18 protein-coding genes are annotated in these 15,797 nt (G+C 70.6%); all 18 read right to left on the reverse strand.

The window, feature by feature from the left end; translation table 11 throughout:
* Window positions 1–13 precede the first annotated feature (13 nt).
* Window positions 14–544 carry a hypothetical protein gene (locus tag ACIA73_RS16145; protein WP_399439129.1) on the reverse strand — a complete coding sequence of 177 codons (531 nt, stop codon included), beginning with the start codon at window positions 542–544 and terminating at the stop codon, window positions 14–16.
* Window positions 545–710: 166 nt separating this feature from the next.
* On the reverse strand, window positions 711–1,427 hold the full coding sequence (locus ACIA73_RS16150; RefSeq protein WP_399439130.1) for a DUF317 domain-containing protein: 717 nt from the start codon (window positions 1,425–1,427) through the stop codon (window positions 711–713).
* Window positions 1,424–1,864, reverse strand: a complete 441-nt coding sequence (locus ACIA73_RS16155) for a hypothetical protein (RefSeq protein ID WP_399439131.1) — start codon at window positions 1,862–1,864, stop codon at window positions 1,424–1,426. Before ACIA73_RS16155 ends, ACIA73_RS16150 begins: the two co-directional genes overlap by 4 nt.
* 53 nt (window positions 1,865–1,917) lie before the next feature.
* Window positions 1,918–2,376 carry an XF1762 family protein gene (locus ACIA73_RS16160; protein ID WP_399439132.1) on the reverse strand — a complete coding sequence of 153 codons (459 nt, stop codon included), beginning with the start codon at window positions 2,374–2,376 and terminating at the stop codon, window positions 1,918–1,920.
* Window positions 2,373–4,160, reverse strand: a complete 1,788-nt coding sequence (locus ACIA73_RS16165) for a type IV secretory system conjugative DNA transfer family protein (RefSeq protein ID WP_399439133.1) — start codon at window positions 4,158–4,160, stop codon at window positions 2,373–2,375. The genes ACIA73_RS16160 and ACIA73_RS16165 overlap by 4 nt, the downstream gene beginning before the upstream one ends.
* Before the next feature lie 36 nt (window positions 4,161–4,196).
* Entirely contained in the window at window positions 4,197–5,078 is an 882-nt protein-coding gene (locus tag ACIA73_RS16170; RefSeq protein WP_399439135.1) for a DUF317 domain-containing protein, read from the reverse strand.
* On the reverse strand, window positions 5,075–5,887 hold the full coding sequence (locus tag ACIA73_RS16175) for a DUF317 domain-containing protein (protein WP_399439136.1): 813 nt from the start codon (window positions 5,885–5,887) through the stop codon (window positions 5,075–5,077). The genes ACIA73_RS16170 and ACIA73_RS16175 overlap by 4 nt, the downstream gene beginning before the upstream one ends.
* Window positions 5,884–6,099 carry a hypothetical protein gene (locus tag ACIA73_RS16180; protein WP_399439137.1) on the reverse strand — a complete coding sequence of 72 codons (216 nt, stop codon included), beginning with the start codon at window positions 6,097–6,099 and terminating at the stop codon, window positions 5,884–5,886. The genes ACIA73_RS16175 and ACIA73_RS16180 overlap by 4 nt, the downstream gene beginning before the upstream one ends.
* A 58-nt stretch (window positions 6,100–6,157) precedes the next feature.
* Window positions 6,158–6,895, reverse strand: a complete 738-nt coding sequence (locus tag ACIA73_RS16185) for a hypothetical protein (protein WP_399439138.1) — start codon at window positions 6,893–6,895, stop codon at window positions 6,158–6,160.
* A gap of 21 nt (window positions 6,896–6,916) precedes the next feature.
* Window positions 6,917–8,176 (reverse strand): MFS transporter, encoded by a 1,260-nt coding sequence (locus tag ACIA73_RS16190; RefSeq protein WP_399439139.1) that lies wholly within the window; start codon window positions 8,174–8,176, stop codon window positions 6,917–6,919.
* A 160-nt stretch (window positions 8,177–8,336) separates the two neighbouring features.
* On the reverse strand, window positions 8,337–8,960 hold the full coding sequence (locus tag ACIA73_RS16195; protein WP_399439140.1) for a hypothetical protein: 624 nt from the start codon (window positions 8,958–8,960) through the stop codon (window positions 8,337–8,339).
* A 66-nt stretch (window positions 8,961–9,026) separates the two neighbouring features.
* Window positions 9,027–9,902 carry a relaxase/mobilization nuclease gene (locus ACIA73_RS16200; protein ID WP_399439141.1) on the reverse strand — a complete coding sequence of 292 codons (876 nt, stop codon included), beginning with the start codon at window positions 9,900–9,902 and terminating at the stop codon, window positions 9,027–9,029.
* A complete protein-coding gene (locus ACIA73_RS16205; RefSeq protein ID WP_399439142.1) occupies window positions 9,899–10,324 on the reverse strand; it encodes a hypothetical protein in 426 nt (141 codons plus the stop codon). The genes ACIA73_RS16200 and ACIA73_RS16205 overlap by 4 nt, the downstream gene beginning before the upstream one ends.
* A gap of 107 nt (window positions 10,325–10,431) precedes the next feature.
* Window positions 10,432–10,929, reverse strand: a complete 498-nt coding sequence (locus tag ACIA73_RS16210; protein WP_399439143.1) for a hypothetical protein — start codon at window positions 10,927–10,929, stop codon at window positions 10,432–10,434.
* Window positions 10,930–10,960: 31 nt separating this feature from the next.
* Window positions 10,961–12,760: a hypothetical protein gene (locus tag ACIA73_RS16215; RefSeq protein ID WP_399439144.1), complete on the reverse strand. Its 1,800-nt coding sequence runs from the start codon at window positions 12,758–12,760 to the stop codon at window positions 10,961–10,963.
* The gene (locus tag ACIA73_RS16220; protein WP_399439430.1) at window positions 12,757–13,896 is read right to left on the reverse strand and encodes an AAA family ATPase; all 1,140 of its coding nucleotides are present in this window, start codon (window positions 13,894–13,896) and stop codon (window positions 12,757–12,759) included. Before ACIA73_RS16220 ends, ACIA73_RS16215 begins: the two co-directional genes overlap by 4 nt.
* A 187-nt stretch (window positions 13,897–14,083) precedes the next feature.
* Window positions 14,084–14,305 carry a hypothetical protein gene (locus ACIA73_RS16225; protein ID WP_399439431.1) on the reverse strand — a complete coding sequence of 74 codons (222 nt, stop codon included), beginning with the start codon at window positions 14,303–14,305 and terminating at the stop codon, window positions 14,084–14,086.
* Between the two features lie 231 nt (window positions 14,306–14,536).
* Window positions 14,537–15,715, reverse strand: coding sequence for a hypothetical protein (locus tag ACIA73_RS16230; RefSeq protein ID WP_399439147.1), 1,179 nt, complete (start codon window positions 15,713–15,715; stop codon window positions 14,537–14,539).
* Window positions 15,716–15,797: the final 82 nt, after the last annotated feature.

The following is a 15,797-nucleotide window of genomic DNA, read 5'->3' on the forward strand; positions in this document are numbered from 1 at the left end:
GCGGCGGATTCGTTCACCGGCGCGCACCGTTGCCGATGGCCGGCGGGGGAACGCGCGCAACCGTCGGGGCGAGTGGGCTCTGGGCAGGCTGCGCGGCGGGCGCCGTGCTGTGCAGGGCCGGGATCCCGAAACGCGTCTCGACGAGGGCGCCGGTGCTGGACAAGTGGGCCTGCGCCATGACAGATGCACTCAGCCTGTCCGCCACGCTCATGCTCGCAGGCAGCTCGTGGGACCAGGCCGAAGTACCGAGAGCCGGTGTGAAGCCGTAGAGCTCCAGAGTTGCTGCGTCCGTCTCGGTGCGGGCGAGGGCGGTGACGTTCGCCGTGGACAGGTCGAGCTTGACGTCGGGTGCCAACGGCGGGAGGTCGGGGTCGCGGAAGCTGGGGGGCTGCATGGCCACGATGTCCGGCGTCCAGCGGAGCAGGCCGGCGTATGCGGCTTCGAAGCACTCCATCGCGTGGAACTGGTCGAGGGCCGAGTCGCCGACGGGCAGCTGGTACACCGTGCGTCCGTCGTGTTCGTACGGGATGAAGTCGTACGCCACGAGGATCGGGTGGGCGGTGCGGCCGAAGTCGGCGGAACAGATGGCGAAGGTGGCGTGGCCGTCGTCGGTCGTGCCGAGGATGACGTCGGCCAGGTTCAGCAGAGACAGAAGAGCTCCAAGGATTCAGCAGGCGGCTACCGGGCGCGGCCTGTGTTGGGGTGGATGGTCAGTGCTGCGGACGTGACGGTCTCTCCATGCCGGGCCCGGGGTGGGAGCGATCCAAGGCGGCAAGCGCTCTAGGCGGCTTCTGCACGGCGGCGGTCAGGCGGGGAGCGGGGTGTCCGGCCGGAGCGACGCTCGTCAGGCTGGTGAAGAAGCGGGCGACGAGCGGGATGGGGGTGCCCGCGGTGAAGCGGGCTTCCCAGTCGGTGGTTCCCTCGGCGTGGGAGTGCTGGAACGCCCACTTGGTATGGATGCCGATCGCCTGCGGAGTGTGCCGCAGCGAACATCGCCCGTCTGACGAGGTGAACGCGACGCCGTCCTCGGTCCGCGAGGCAGCCCACTGGGCGCGGGCGGCGACTTCGGCGAGCCCTGCCGTGGGGAAGGCGCCGATGCTCTCGCCGAAACGGTGGTCGTCCACCAGCTGGGGAAGCGCGAAGACGAGGTGACCGACGGCTTCGACGGGGGTGCCCCGGCTGAACTGCACGAACCAGTGCGGGACATAGCGGCGCACCTCCCACTGCATGTGCTGGGGCCGTCGCACGTCCAGGCTGACAGCGAGAGAATTCCCCGGGCTGACGACAGCCAGACGGTCGCGGGTCTCGTACGGCGTCCATCCGAAGTGGGTGACCATCGGGGCGAGCACCTCACGCGCTCGTGGCTCGCGGCCACCAACGAGGGCGCGGGGCGCGGCCGGTGTGCGGTCCTGCGGCAGGAACGTCACCGGTCTCGCCGTTGCGGGAGGTGCGGAGGAGTCGACGGGCCGCTGTGCGGTGTTTCCAGCACGGTACGAGCTGCTGTCAGGGCCTTGGCTGCGTTGGCAAGGTGGACTCGCAGGCTGCTGTGATGGTCCAGCGCGTCGAGCTGCTCCTGGACGGAGTGCTGGTCGCCCATGACAAGAGCGAGGAGCGGGTCGAAGACCTGGGCGTAGTGGCCGAGGGCCATTCCGAGAAGGGCGGTTGCCCGGCAGAGAATCTCGGTGGAGGGAAGCAGGGCGGTGTTCGAGATGAGCCGGGACTCGGCGTCAGCGGCTACTCGGTCGGCGAGGTGGCACAGGAGACTGGCATGCCGCACGGCGTGGACCAGGCCGTCGCGAGTGGCCGTAATGGGGTGTTCGCGGATGTCGGCGGCTACGGCGTCCGCGGCGTGGAGCAGGGACAAGTCGTCGAGGTCAGTGGGTTCGCAGAGGTGCAGGGTGTCTCCAGTCGTGCGGTTCAGTCGGCTTGCCAGAGGTAACGGGCGATGTGGTCGTTGTGGTGGCCGGTCCGCGGCCGTGAGGACGTGTGCCATCCGCGACGGGGTGGACGGCTGGCGATCAGGCGCCACCCCGCGCCGCGCAGGGATGCGCCGCTCTCGCCTTCCTGCGTGTACGTGATCAGGCGCCGGTACCCGAGGGCCTTCACCGCCCGCCAGGAGGCCCCGTACAAGAGGGAGTTGGCGTTGCGCACGCCGTCGGTGGCGGTGCGGGTGACTTCGAGGGTGGTGCCGTCGTCGAGGTGTCGGGCCACCGGTCGGCCGACGACGGCCACGGCTCGCAGGGTGTCGGCTTCGTCCGCGGCGCCGACGGCGAAGATTTGACCGACGGGCGGCGGGTGGTGGCGGTGCCAGGTCCGCACGAATTCCTTCGCTTCGCGGGATCGGACCGGCACCAGGTGCAGTCGGCTGTCGCTCATGCGGCCTTCTTGAAGTCGGCCTGCGTGGGCGTCGACTTGTTGATGGCGCGGGCGGTGATCGCCTTAGAGGCGCGTGCGGAGGCGGCGGACAGCTCGTCGGCGCCGGGCTCCTTGTACCAGGGGCGCAGGTCGAGCATCGCGACGCGCATGCCGGTGGCGTAGAGCAGGGCGGAGCCCTTGGGGAGAGCGCGGATCGCGTCGGCAGGCAGGATGCGCTCCTGGCGCATGGAGATGCTGGTCGACTTCCCGGAGTCGGAGTGCGAGGTCGAGGTGGTCTCCACATCGTGATCGCCGATGAGGCGGGAGAGCTTGTCCGCGAAGTCCGGGTCGTCGATGCCGCTCCCGATCACCTTGATGGTGCTCGCGGACCAGAGCGAGTCCATGCCTGCATCCCCCCAGACTTTCTGTCCCTGCCGGTAGCTCTGCAGGATCGTGATGGGGATGATCCCGCGGGAGCCCAGGTGGGAGTACAGGTCGGGCAAGTCGCTGATCTTGCACACGTTGGCGGCCTCGTCGAGGATCGCCAGCATCGGCGGGTCCAGGCGTCCGCCGGAACGTTCCGCCTCAACGGTCGCGGCGCGCATCACGGCGTCCGCGCACGCAGCGATCAGTGCGCTGGCTCCGCCTCCGCCGTCCTTTGACAGGAGGTACAGGGTGTCGGTCGAGCAGACGAACTCTTCCGGCTTGAACTCCGGGACGTCGTCCTGCGGGGTGACCCAGCGGGCGATCTCCGTGTTCAGCAAGGCGGCGGCGTACTGCCTCGCCGTCTCGTAAATGCCGTCGCGCGTCTCGGGCGGGCCTTCGACGGTGCCCTTCAGCTGGGCCGCGACTCCGGCGAAACCGTAATCGCGCAGGATGTCCAGCGGTGCACGGTTGGCGGGGTAGGCGAGCCACGCCATGACGTCGGTGATCGGCCGGTTGTCGTTCGCGGCGGCCAGCATCAGCTGGCTGAGCACGTTGGAGGCGGCCTTGCTCCAGAAGTCGTTCGACTGCGAGGCGTCCACCGAGGCGGCGAGGAAGTGGCCGGCGAGGCGGCCGGCGCCTTCCAGGGATTTGGCGCTGGCCAGGGGGTCCCACCACATGCGGCGGTCGGCGTGGGCGATCTGCTGCGGGTCCATCGACCAGGTGCGCCCGACCTTCGTCCTGGCTTCGATGGTGCTGGTGTACGCATCGTTCGCGGCTTTGTTGGAGGTGAGCAGTACCGGGCCGGGGGCGTTGAGGATTGCGGGGATGGCCAGGGTGGTTGTCTTGCCGGATCTCGGGGCCATCACCGCGACGGCTACGTCCTCGTAGCCCATGCGGACTTCGTGTTTGGTGCCTTGAACGTTGCCCAGGAGCACTCCGGTGTCCTGGGGGGCGATGGTCTTGGCGTCCTTGAGGCTCGGTCGCAGGCTGCGTGCCTTGTCGGTGATCTGCTTGGCGAGCAGAGGCTGGATGTCCCTCGGCTTCGCCATGCCGTCGATGCGCTTCCTCTTGCCCCCGCCGGCTTGCCGGTGTCGTGACCAGAGCAGGGCGCCGAGTCCGGCCAGGACGAGGAGGAGGGGGATGGGCACGATGCGTGCCCCGATGAGGACGGCGGTGTTTCCGAGGGTGGGCCACAGCCGGTCGGGGTGCAGGAGCGCCTCGGTCGGCGCGTACGGGGCGAGGGGGGTCTCGGTGAGCCAGGCGGTGATGTTGCCTGTGAGCCAGGTGAGGTGGGCCAGCGGAACGGCGACGGCGGCAAGTCCGAGGAAGATCTTGAGCGCGAAGTCGTACCCGTCGCTGGAGTTGGGGGAGTTGGGCAATCGGGACGGGTCCAGGGGGTGTGAAGGGTGAAGTCGTCAGCGCGTACGGCGAGGGCCGGGCGCGTGCGGAGGGTGCGGGCGAGCGGAGGAGGCTCCGGGCTGCCGGGTGGCCACCGTCCTGGCTGCTCGCTCTGCGCGCCCCACAGCGCGCGCTTGCGCCTCGCGCTTCCGGCGGGCGACGAGAAGCTCCTCGCTCTGCGGACCGGTGCGGACCTGAGTGACGAGCGAGGTGTCCGGCACTTCGTAGCGGGGCCGTTGCACCGGCTCGGTGCTGGCGAGCGCCCCGGCGAATCCGGCGAGGAGGTGCAGTGGGGTGTTCACACTGAAGTAAGCCCGCCACAGGGAGTGATATCCGCCGTCCCCGGTTGGCACCCTCGCTTCCGCATCCCAGAGCGTGCTGCCCTCGTCGGGGAGGTCGAGGAGATCGAAGTCGTCCGCCCGGCAGCGCATGTGCATGATGCCGTCCGGATGCACGCCGGTACGTTCATCACCATCACGGTTCTCGGCGAACGTCCAGCCCGCCTCGACGAAGGGCACCCACAGGGAGTCCGGCTCCGGAGGCTTGGCTGGTTCGGGGCGGATGAGGGCGTCGGTGAATCCGGCGATGACCTCCACGGGCGTCGCGCCGCCGAGGGAGACGTGCCAGTGGTTGTTGCCGGGCAGCTGTGCCTGGATACGCCACCAGGCGCTGTGATCATTGGGTTCGGGGTCCAGCACAAGGGTGTGGTGCTCGTCCGGACTGGCCAGGACGACTTGGGGGAAGTCGAGTTCGGAGTAGTTGTGCCAGCCCGCGGCCCGCAGCGGTCGGGTGATGTGCCGGGGGTCTCCCATGCCGGCGGCGTGGCGCGGGCTGGTGGCGTTCTGGTAACTCATGCGGTTGGCGTTGCTGAAGATGTACGGGACGTGTCGAGAACTCACCGGCGCTGACCTCCGGTGCCTGCCGAGGCGTACGTCCGCGGGGGCTGTGCATACGCGGGGTCGCGCCGGACCCAGGAGTTGCGGGCCCAGGAGGCAGCGCGGGCGCTGGCGAGACGTGCCTGCTGGAAGCGGCTGAGTTCGGAGGGCAGTACGGAGACCGACCGGGTGCGGATGCGGTCGGTGGCCGGTACCGCGCCGCGCGGGCGCATCAGCGGGTACGGGGCGGCGAGCGAGGCCGTGAAGCTCTGGACGAGGTGCATCGGGGTGTGCTGGCTGAAGATCACGTCCCACACCTGGCCGTGCTCGGTGCGGGCCGCCGCCCACCAGTGAGCGGTGTCCGGGCCGCTCTGGTGGTACTGCACCATGGCGGTCTGGTCGGGACTGGTTGCGGTGAAGTGCTTGCCCTGGGCGGTCGACCAGTTCTGCGCCGCGAGCGGCTCCCACACGTTGGGCGCGTGGGCGGTCCGCGCCTGCGGCTGGGCGAGCGCGTCGGTGAGGCCGGCGATGATCTCGACGGGGACATGGGTGGTCAGGGTGGCCTGCCAGGCGGGCTGCGTCTTGGTCGCGCGCGACGAGACACTCCACCCGGCCGGGTTGGCGTACGGATCGAAGCCCAGGCGGATGTTGCGGTCGGGGCTGGTGAGGACGAGCGGTCCGCCGGCCTTCGAGCGGTTCTTCCAGCCGACGATGCGCAGGTACTCGGTGAGGTAGCGCACGTCACCGGTGCCCGCGAGGTGCCGGGGCTCGACGAGATAGTGCTGCTGGGGCTGCTCGTTGGCCGCGCCCCAGCCCTGGGCCTTGCGCTTCATTCGGACCTCGCAGGGGCCGGGTGCGCAGGCAGCAGTCGGCGGTGCTCGTCGAGTGTGCCGAAGGGGCCCGTGGCCAGTGGGTTGGTGCGCGTGGCGCTTCCTGCAGTGCAGGCGCGGAGGTAGCGGCGGAAGAGCGCGACGGCCAGGCGCGGGGTGCGGGAGGCGGAGATCGCGGGAGGAGCGGGGTGCTGCGGGTTGCTGATGGTGGTCACCTCTAGGGGGTCAGGGAGGAAGCCGTCGGGTGCTGCGGGCGTGAGGCGGCGGGTGAAGTCAGCGGCGGCGTGCCGAGGGGACGGCAGTACGGGCGGGAGGCGCGGCCACCTTGAACTCCGGCAGGGCCGTTTTCGGCGGGTGGCGCATGATGAGCCCGATGCCGCGCTGGGTCAGCTGCGCGCCCATCTTCTGGACGAGGCGGACCTGGGCGGCGGGCTCGGTGTCCGGCAGGACGTAGGCGCGTTCGTCGGTGTCGTAGTGGAACCCGTTGGCGATCAGCACGTTCATGGCGGGGCCGCTCGCGGCGCGGGCGGCCAGAGCGCCGTCGGCGTACCACGTCATGATCACTTCGTCGGGTGCCTGGCCTGCGTGTGCTCGGCGCACCTGGTCCAGGGCTGCCTGATACCGCAGGAGGAAGTCCTGGGCGATGGCGTCCGCGGCCGTGGGCGCGTGGTCGGGCACAGCGATTCCGTCGGGCGCGTCGACGTTGGTGTACGCGTCCACGTTGAACACCTCGGGGGCGTAGGCGCCGATGAGGAACTGGTCGGGGTGTCGGGGGCGGCGGATGAGGTACAGCCGGGTGCCGGTGGCCTCCTGGGTGAGGACGGCGCCGTCCTCCAGGACGAGGTCGGCCACGGCGGCGCTGAGGTGGTTGGTGTCCCACAGCCCACTTTCGTACGGGAACTGGTCCTCGTACTGGCTGTAGCGGGTGTATTCGGCTCGCCAGTGCGGTCCGGGAAGGAGCGGGGCGAGTTCCTGCGCGAAGGTTTGCAGGTCACGGCCGGGGGTGGTCAACAGGGTTTCTCCTGGTCGAGGTCAGAGGCACGCGGTGCGGGGGGTGACGCGGCGGTGGCGGCCCCGGCGGGGTGCCCAGCCGGGGACAGCGAGCGAGCGGTGGGCGATGAGGAGGACGGAGACGGTGGCGAGCGCTCCTGCGGCGGGGAGGGTGGCGGCGTAGAAGGGCTGGTCGGCGGCGGCTCCCGCCACTGCGGTGCCGGCGGCTTGTCCGACGCCGACCGCGGCGATGAGCCACGCACACGCCTCGGTGAGCGTTCCGGCGGGCGCGAGGGCGTCCACGAGGAGGAAGGCGGAGGTGATGGTGGCCGTGAGGAACAGGCCCGGCAGCACGGGCAGGAGCATGGCGGGCAGCGGTCCGTCGGCCAGGCCCAGCGGCAGCCACGCCACGGCGAACGCGGTGGCGGCGCAGGTGAGCTGGGCGGCCAGGGAGCCGGGCCAGGTGCGGCGGCCGTAGAGGGCGCCACCGAGGAGGCTGCCGACCGACAGGGCGGCCGGGATGACACCGGTCAGCATGTTCAGGTCGTAGGCGGAGGCTCGGGAGACTGCCCAGACGTTCAGCGCGCCGAGCGCGAACCCGGTGCCGGCCAGGGCGAGGAAGAGGCTGCGCAGGCCCCGGTGGCGCAGCGGGCCGAGCATTCCGTTCGTACCGGCATCGGGTGCGGGTCTCCACTGCCGCGAGGGGCGTGCGGTCACGACGAGGGCGGCGCCCAGGAGCCCCAGGCCCGCGCTGACGACGAGCGTTACGGTCGGACCGGCGGTGGCGCACAGGGCGGCGGCGAGCGGCGGACCGGCGACGAAGATCGACCCTTGGGAGCCGGTGTCCAGAGCGAGCGCGGCGCGCTGCTGCACCGGGTCGGGCAGCACTACCGGCCACAGTGCTCTCAGCCCCGCTTCGAGCGGCGGGGTGCTCAATCCCGCGAGGACCACCAGTCCCGCGGTGTACGCCGGGTGCGCGGTGAAGCCAAGCAGTGGGAGCAGGAGCAGACAGGCCGTCGTCGTGAGGACGGCCAGGGTGGTGACGAGGGTCTGGCCGCGCCGGTCGACGAGGCGTCCCAGCAGCGGCTGTCCCAGCGCGGAGGCGAGCCCGTAGAGCGCGCACAACAGCCCACCCACGGTGAGTGATCCGCCCTGTCCAGACGCCAGCAGTATGAGAGCGACCGGAACCATGCCCGTGGGCAGTCGCCCCACGAGGGTGCCGATCAGCAGGCGGGCGACGTGCCGCTGCGCCAGGACGGGACGGGCAGGAGCCGAGCGCGGGACGGGCGGGGTGGTCGACAAGGCGAAGGCGCTTTCATGATCGAGGCGATAACCCGGTTCGACTACCGGCCTGCGGACGTGATCCAGGCGGGTGTCGTGCGACAGGGAGTCCGAGAGAGGGGCTTTATGTGGGGAGGCCGGCCGGGAGGTGCATGTGGAGCGACCGGTTGGTGGGTCGTCCTCAACGCCGGCGCGGGGGAGGTGCAGCCGGAGGCGGCTTGGCGGGCAGAGGGCAGGAGCAGCTCACCGATGCTTCGCGCTCGTTCGCGGCGACGGGTGCGCACGGAGTCCGGAGGGGGTGGGCCATGTGGCGGTCGGCGAAGTCGTTGCGGTATTCGCCGACCTCCCGCTCCACCCGCTCGATGTATTCACCGAGTTGGCGAAGCCGGTTGGCATGGTGGGGGTCGGCATCCTGGCCGAGGCCGGTGAGGAACTCTGCTGCTGCGGTGAGGACTGTGACGACCGCCGGCAGTACGCCGTCGCCCGGAGCGACGAGTTCGGTCAGAGCGGCAGTGACGTCCTCGCTGTGCTCGCCAGCACGTATGTCCTGGGCGAGGGAAGCGACTTGTGCACCCAGCGGAAGGTCGTGCAGCTCCCGGCGGGTGGGGGCGAAGGCTACCTCGTGATCGACGTGATAGCCGAGGCCGGTCAGCAGCGCCACCGCTCGAGAGGCCCGTCGCACCTCCTCCTCCACGTCCAGGCCATGAGGCAGGCGGTGAAACCGGTCGTGGGCCCGGACGACGGGGATGAAGCCCTTGCGCTGGAGGAGGGCCTCGGCTTCGATGTCGCCGCCCCGGGCTAGCACCTCCTCCGAATGCGGGTCACGGCGGATGTCGAGGTGGCGGTCGTACAGGGAAACGGGTTACTCCGTTCATCGGCTGCGCCCGTTGGCAGGAGCCGCCGGGGAGAGGGGAAGGGTGACGGCCGTCTGCCGTAGCGCAGGGGTGGTGGTAGGCGTTGACGGTGCGAGAGCGGAGGCGATCTCGGCGACGTCCTCGGTCAGGCGGTACAGGCGCCGTGCCGCCCAGTCGAGTCGCTGTGCGGAGTCGTCGGCAGGGGGGCCGAGCTGTTCCGTGGCGCGGGAGGCGTGCTCGACGATTTGGCGTACCTGGGGCAGCAGGCCGGCGTCTTCCTTGGTGAGTTGCGTCAAGAGCGATGCCAGCTGGGCGGATGCCGGGGGAAGGGGCCGGGTGGCGGTCCGCGGCAGGGGCCTCGTCTGCACAGGGATGAGACGCAGGTCCAGTTCCAGACGGCGGGCCTCGGCGGACAGGTGTTTCCCGACGTTAGTCGGGAGGTCGTTCCAAGCGCCGTCGAGGCGGATCAGGTTGGCGATCAGGTCCAGACGCTGGGTCTGGCCCTGGACTGCGATCCACGGGCAGCCCCGGTCGTCCCCGGGAACCTCGATGCCGGCGGTGCGGGCGAGACGATGGGCGGCCTCGGCCCACTCGGGGCCGGTCAATTCCCGGTCGTCGGGGTGGAGCCGGATGTCAAGATGGAGGATCGCCCCGCGGTCATCCTTCGGGCTGGCCGGGAACGGATGCTGCAGCAGGGGGTCGACGAGGTGCCCGGCCCACTCGGCGGAAGTCCAGGTCTTCTGCTCGTCGTCCACGGTGAAGAGGTCGAGGCCCGGCCAGTGGGCGACGACGGTGTGTTCCGTCAGGCCCTCGTCCGTCGATACCGGGCGGCCCAGGGCCTCGCCGAGCGGGTCGTGCGGAGTGTGGGTGCGGGGGTGAAGGCGCGGTATCACTTGTTGTTCCGGGTGTCGTCGACGTGGACGAGCTGGTCGAGGGCGGTCAGGCTGTACCACCCGCAGTCGATCTGCTGGTCCCCGGTGAGGGGCGGCAGCAGCAGGTCCTCCAGGGCGCGCAGGTAGATCGTGCAGTCCGCGCATCTGCGGGGGGTGTGCACGAGGTAGCGGGGGTGCGCGGTGATGTAGGTGTGCTGGCCGCCGTCCGGGTTGCGCAGCCGCCAGCCGTCCTCGTCGGTGGGGGTGTGCCAGGACGGGGTCACCACCGTCATCTGGTCGCCGTAGAGCTCTCCGCCGGCTACGCCCTTGATGACGACGATCGTGTCGCGGGGCTTGAAGTGCTCGTGGGTGATGTGGCGGGCGGGGGTGACGGTGTCCGTGGGGATGTACGGCGGACGGGAGCGGGGCGAGATTTCGGGCACGGCGGGACCTTCCACGAACGGGGCGCGGGACGTTGGGGGGATTACTTCAATCCTCCGGAGAATCCCTGCTTTCCGAAATCAGGAATTCCGCGCTATAAAGCGTTCGCTCAACGGAAGGGGTTCTCGTTCCCGAGGTCGTTGACCGTCGCCGCATCGAGGAGTTCGGGCAGGTCAGTGCCTGCTGCCTCCCGCTGGTCGATCCACCATCCGGCACGCAGGACGGTGCGGATCTTCTCCTCGGTCAGCGCCCAGTCGCCGTCGCCCCAGGCCCCCTCGACGACGAGCGAGGTGTACGCCGCGACCACCAACTCGTGGCGGCACCGTTCGCCCCACGGGACCGCCCGCGCGGACCCTTCGAGCGGCGGCATGTCGTACTGGACAGCCCAGTCGGCAGCGGCCTGCTGCTCCTCGGCGCGCTTGGCAGCCAGCCATTCCTGCGTGGGCACCGTAGTGCGCTCGCGGGAGGCCCGCCAGCAGTCGGTGCAGTCCTGGGCGGAGAGCCAGCGGGCAAAGGAGGCCCGCTTGTCGGCCGGGCGGCTTGAGAGATCACGCTCGTCGGCGTGCCCACATGCATGGTCGATAGACCAGACGGTCTGAACTGCCACGTTGTTCCTGCTTTCTGTCTTCTGGGTCGTCTCAGCGTGTTCTGCGGATGGCGTCTGTGGCCGCCGTGGCGATGGCGGCGGGAGCGCTGGAGGGCTTGGGCAGGTGCAGCAAGGTGGTCCCCGGCAAGTGAAGGGACCTTGGAGTGAGGGTGAGCTGGAGTACGGCGCAGCCGGCGGTCGTAAGCTGCTTTACGCGGGTGACGGCTTGAGCGGTTTCGTCGCTGCCGTACCGGGCGTCGGTGACGATCACGAGGAGGCGGCCGGCGCCCGGGCGGCTGAGTTCAAGGCCGTGGTCGAGTGCGTCGATGGCGTCGCCGAGGTTGTGGGAGCCGCCGTTGGCGTGGAACGTCGTCACGAGCGTGGGTGCTCGGTGGGTGGGCCGGGTCAACGCGGTCAGGTGCTCGTCGAAGGCGATGGTGGCGGTACGGGAGTCGGGGTCGGTCAGGGCTGCTGCGCGTGCCACGATCCAGGCAGCGGAGGCGACGGGCGCGCAGGCGGCATGCATGGAGCCGGAGACGTCGACGGCGATACCCACACGCAGTGGCGGGGTGGGGGAGTTCTGGCGGCGGGTGTGGGTGAAGGGTTCCGCGGTGGGGACGGAACCGGCTGCGCGCTGGGCGTCGCGGGCGAGGGCACGACCCATGTTGAGGCGGCCGGGCGGGGTGGGGCTGGTGGTCCGCTCCTCGGTCCGCTCGCGGTAGGCGGCGGCACGCAGGGCGCGGCTCAGGCGCGCGGCGGCACTCTGTTCGGCGGAGGTGGGCTTGCGGGTGCCGGTGACCGGGTTGTCGCGGGGCGCCGGTTTGCCGTCGGGGGTGACGGTGGTGCCACGGGTGTTGAAGACCGACTTGGCGGTGGCGGCGGCTTTGCGTCGCTGGCCGGCCCGCTGGGCGCGGTCCTGCGCCTGCGCCTTGGACTGCGCGGCCACGGCGTTGGCTGCTGCGTCCTGTGCCGCGAGGTCGGCGGCGTCGGTGGCTGCCGTGCGGTCCATGACGACCGCCACGGCGTCGGACAGCAGATCGGTGAGGTTCTCCGGCACGGGCAGGGCGGGGGCCGCGATGTCCAGGGCGTCGCACCATTCTTGACCGTGCGCGAGCATGGTCGTGGCGTCGTGGTCGGCGCACTGGTGGGCTGCCGTCCAGATGCGGGTGAGGGTGGCCAGCAGATCGGCGCCCAGCACCTTTTCGCACAGGTCGGCGACGGCCCGGGTCTCGCCGGCGTCCAGGATGCCGACGTCACGGCGGGCGAGGATCAGGGCCGCCACGGCGGCGGCGTGCTCGATGCCCTGGAGGGTGGGGTGGGCGATGTCGGGCATGACCAGGGTTCGGGCACTGGTGCGCAGGTACGTGCGGTCCGTGGGCCGCGTGATCAGGTGTGCGCCTTCGACACGGCTCTCCTCCAGAAGGAGCGCGGCCTCGACGACTCGGGGGTTCGCTCCGGCAGGCGGTGTCCAGACGGAGTGGGCCGCGTGTGCGGCCTCGTGGACGAACACTCCCCAGGCGGCGGGATACCGCTCCTCGTCGCCAACGATCCGCGGATGGATCTCGTGGGGCTTCAGCGGGGCGAACAGGCCGGCGTCGAACTCGACCTCGCCCAGTGTGGGGAAGTACGCGGCCGGCGCGCCGCTGCGCGTGCCCGGGCGGCAGGTGACGAGGAGGTCCTGGCGGCCGGAGAGGGCAACCAGCCGGTCGCCGAGCTCGGCTCCCACGCGAACCCACGCCGCGGCGGAGGAGCGGGGTTGTGCGGGCGGGGCGCCGTCGTCGTCCCATCGCGCGATGTCGGCGTCGTCGTCCGGCGTGGTGACGGGGGACTGGACGTGGCGGTGGGCGCTCATCGCGAGCGGCCCCGGTGCGCGGAGCCGGTACTGCCCGGGGGCTGCCGGGCGGCTGAGGCAGGGAGCTGCTTGCCGAGGGTCAGGGGCGCGACCTTCGCGACGCCGGCAGTTTTGATGACGGCGGCGGCGACGGCGTCGCGATCCTCCAGAGGGGCGATGCCGACCAGGTTCGCGAGCGCGGCCTTGGTGCCGAGGACGGCCTCGGTCTTCTGGTAGCTGAGCAGCTCTCGCAGTTGGGGGGCCCAGCCCAGCTCGCCGAGTTCGACCTGGTGGGCGAGGTGCCGGGCGACCCGGACCACCCGGGCATCGATCTTCAGCGCCAGGGCGAGGTCATAGTCCGTGCCGATCTGGATCTGCACACTGAACCGGCTTGCGAGCGCTTCCGTCAGAATCGCTCCGTGGACGCCCGGATTGTGGCCCGCGACCACGTAGAAGCCGGGCTCGGCCTTGATGGTCTCGCCCTTGTGGGCCTTGACCTGGATCTGCCTGCGCCCGTCCATCGCGGGATACAGCGCCGCCAGGACCTTCGGGGAGATCAAGGTGGCATCGTCGATCAGCAGGGCGCGGCCCTCGGTCATCGCGGTGACCAGCGGACCGTACTGGAAGACGTAGCCTCCGCTGTCGGCCTGTGTGTACTCGCCGATCAAGTCGCCGACCGTGGTGTCGCCGTCACCGGCGACGGTGAGCAGGTCCGGGAACGCCGCCTCGACCAGACTCGTCTTGCCAGTGCCCGGAGGGCCGTACAGCAGCACCGGCACGTCGGCGTCACGCAAGCGATTCAACGCCTCGACGTCGGGCAGATCGGCCAGCTCCCGGGGGTGGTAGAGCTGGCCCCCCGCGCGGCGGATCGGGCCGCTCTGCCGGGGCGTGGCTGCTGCGGGAATGGTCGTGCGGGCCGTGGCCGCCTGGGCGCGGGGAGAGTGAGTGCCCGGCGGGCTGATCACAGCGGTCCGCGCGGCTGCGGCGGTTATCGCGTTCGCCCGGAACTCCGATCCGGCTCTGCCTTGGACGGCCTCGCCGCGTCGCACCAGGGTGAGGGCGGCGTTGCGGACGGCGCCGTGGGAGTGGCCCAGCTGCCTGGCCATGTCCCCGAGGGTGAGCGTGTCCGCCGGCCGGTCGGCCAGCAGCCGGGCCACCTTGGCCCGTAGTTCGCCGGCCTTGGTGCGCGCCGGACGGGTAGGCGTTCCGGGTGTGGTCAAAAACGAGGTCCCTTCAACAGGTGCGGGTGCGGGCGGGGTTGGCGATGCGCTGGAGAGGCTGGCCGCTCTCGGAGCGGATCACGGACTGTGCCGACATCGGCGAACCGGGGCGTACCGTCGGCGTTCACCGGCCGACCGAGGGCTCGGTCCAGGTGCAGGGAATGGCCGTCGACGAGCAGCTCGTTGGCTGCCGAGCAGGCCCGTGCGTCCGCTCCGTACCGGGCTCCGTCGCTCGGCAGGCGCATCCTGGCGTCTCCTCGAAGCCGTCCTGGAGCAGGATCCGCCGGGCGGCGGCGTTGTAGCCGGTGGTGGTGATCTCACCGGTGATGGCGTGCCGGATCGTCATGAACGGCTCTGCTGGTGCTTCGGGCAAGGCGGATCTCCTATCAGTGGTGGCGGGAAAGAAGGCGAGGCGGGCCCGGAGCTTCCAGCACATCAACGGTGCGTGGCTTGACCACGAACGATGGGCAATGACTGCCGACATGCTCCACGGCGGGCCTCACCGCCCCGCAGCTACCTGACCCGCCTTTCCGCACGTTCCGATAGCCGGGTGTACCAACAACAGTGATGGCGGGGGTCAACGCCGGCGGGCAGCGGGAACGGTGGCTGGGGCGGCGACCGGAGGGTCGGTTATGCGGATGCTCAGGGCCGGCTTCGGTGAGGGAAGGTGCCGGGGGAGCGGCGTGCGGTGCGGCGGGAGCAAGGAGACGGTGCTCTCCAAGTCCTCGCTCACGGCGTTCAGTTCACGAACGACCTGGGAGAACTGATGGGTAAGGAGGCGGAGCCGTCCAGCTGCCTGTGATCCCGCACGGGTGTCCAGTGCTTCGGCCCATTCGGCGCAGGTAGCCAAAAACGTCGAGAACTCGGCTGCGGCACTGGGTGCCGGATCGCGGGCGGTGGCAATGTGAATGGCTTCGGCCAACTCTGAGCTGCTCTGGGCATTGACCACGTCGCGGACGAGGTTTCGCAGCTCTGCCTCCGGTGGCGCAGGGCTGCGGACGACTTCGGGGCGGCCCCGCCGGAGGGTGCCCGGCGACACGGGCGGGGGCAGTTCGGCCAGGGCTTGGTCGTCGCTTCCGTAGGCGCCGATCACGCGCATGTCGGGGCCGTCGATGTCGCCGGCCAGTGCCAGACAGGTGGGGATGTACTCGGTGCCCTCTTGGTACGTGAGCGTGATCTGCGTGCCGGAGGCGTCGTACCAGGACATGTACGGAGACAGGTTGCCGCGCATTCGGGCGCCGCGGGCCCACTCGGTCAGTTGCTGTTCCTGCTCGGGTGGAAGCTGGGGGAACGGTTGTGGCGCAGGGTGGTGGATCAGTTCCCGCAGGAGCATGCTCCGTTCGCCCCAGGTCTCCAGGTAGGGCCACAACGCTCGGTCCCGTTGTTCGGCGCTCTCGTCGTTGCCGGGGAGGGAGAGGAGCTTCTGTATCTGGTCGGCGGCGTAGTCGAGGTCGTCCAGGACCAGTCGCAACCCGGCATGGTGGCGAGCCGTCGGCAGCTCGTCCAGGCGGGCGCGGGCCTGCGCGAGCAGTGCGGCGGTGTGCGGCAGCAGGACCTGGGTGCCGTACTCGGCGAGGGCACCGTTGCGCAGGGTGAGGGATCGCTGGAGTGCCCCTCGGTCGCGGAGCGCTCCCCGTGGTGTGTAGAGCCGGTCGGCTTCCTCCGCATGCGCCGCACGCAGTTGCTCGAACTTCGCTGTGAAGAAGGCCAACGCCTGGTCCGGGTTCTGCGAGGGGTCAACGGGCGGCGATTCCAAAGGCGTTCCTTGTGGTCAGGGCTGGCGTGGTGACTGGCCGGCGGGGGGCAGGCGGGAGTGATGCATCAGCCCGCGGGGCGGA

The sequence above is a fragment of the Streptomyces sp. NPDC051561 genome (assembly GCF_044454195.1).
In the GTDB taxonomy this organism is placed as follows: Bacteria; Actinomycetota; Actinomycetes; order Streptomycetales; family Streptomycetaceae; genus Streptomyces.

What these genes read in the sequence shown, in the direction of transcription:
- ACIA73_RS16160 (WP_399439132.1), bottom strand. Translation starts at nt 2,376, where the DNA reads ATGAGCGACAGCCGACTGCACCTGGTGCCGGTCCGATCCCGCGAAGCG.
- ACIA73_RS16175 (WP_399439136.1), bottom strand. Translation starts at nt 5,887, where the DNA reads ATGAAGCGCAAGGCCCAGGGCTGGGGCGCGGCCAACGAGCAGCCCCAG.
- ACIA73_RS16215 (WP_399439144.1), bottom strand. Translation starts at nt 12,760, where the DNA reads ATGAGCGCCCACCGCCACGTCCAGTCCCCCGTCACCACGCCGGACGAC.
- ACIA73_RS16225 (WP_399439431.1), bottom strand. Translation starts at nt 14,305, where the DNA reads ATGACGATCCGGCACGCCATCACCGGTGAGATCACCACCACCGGCTAC.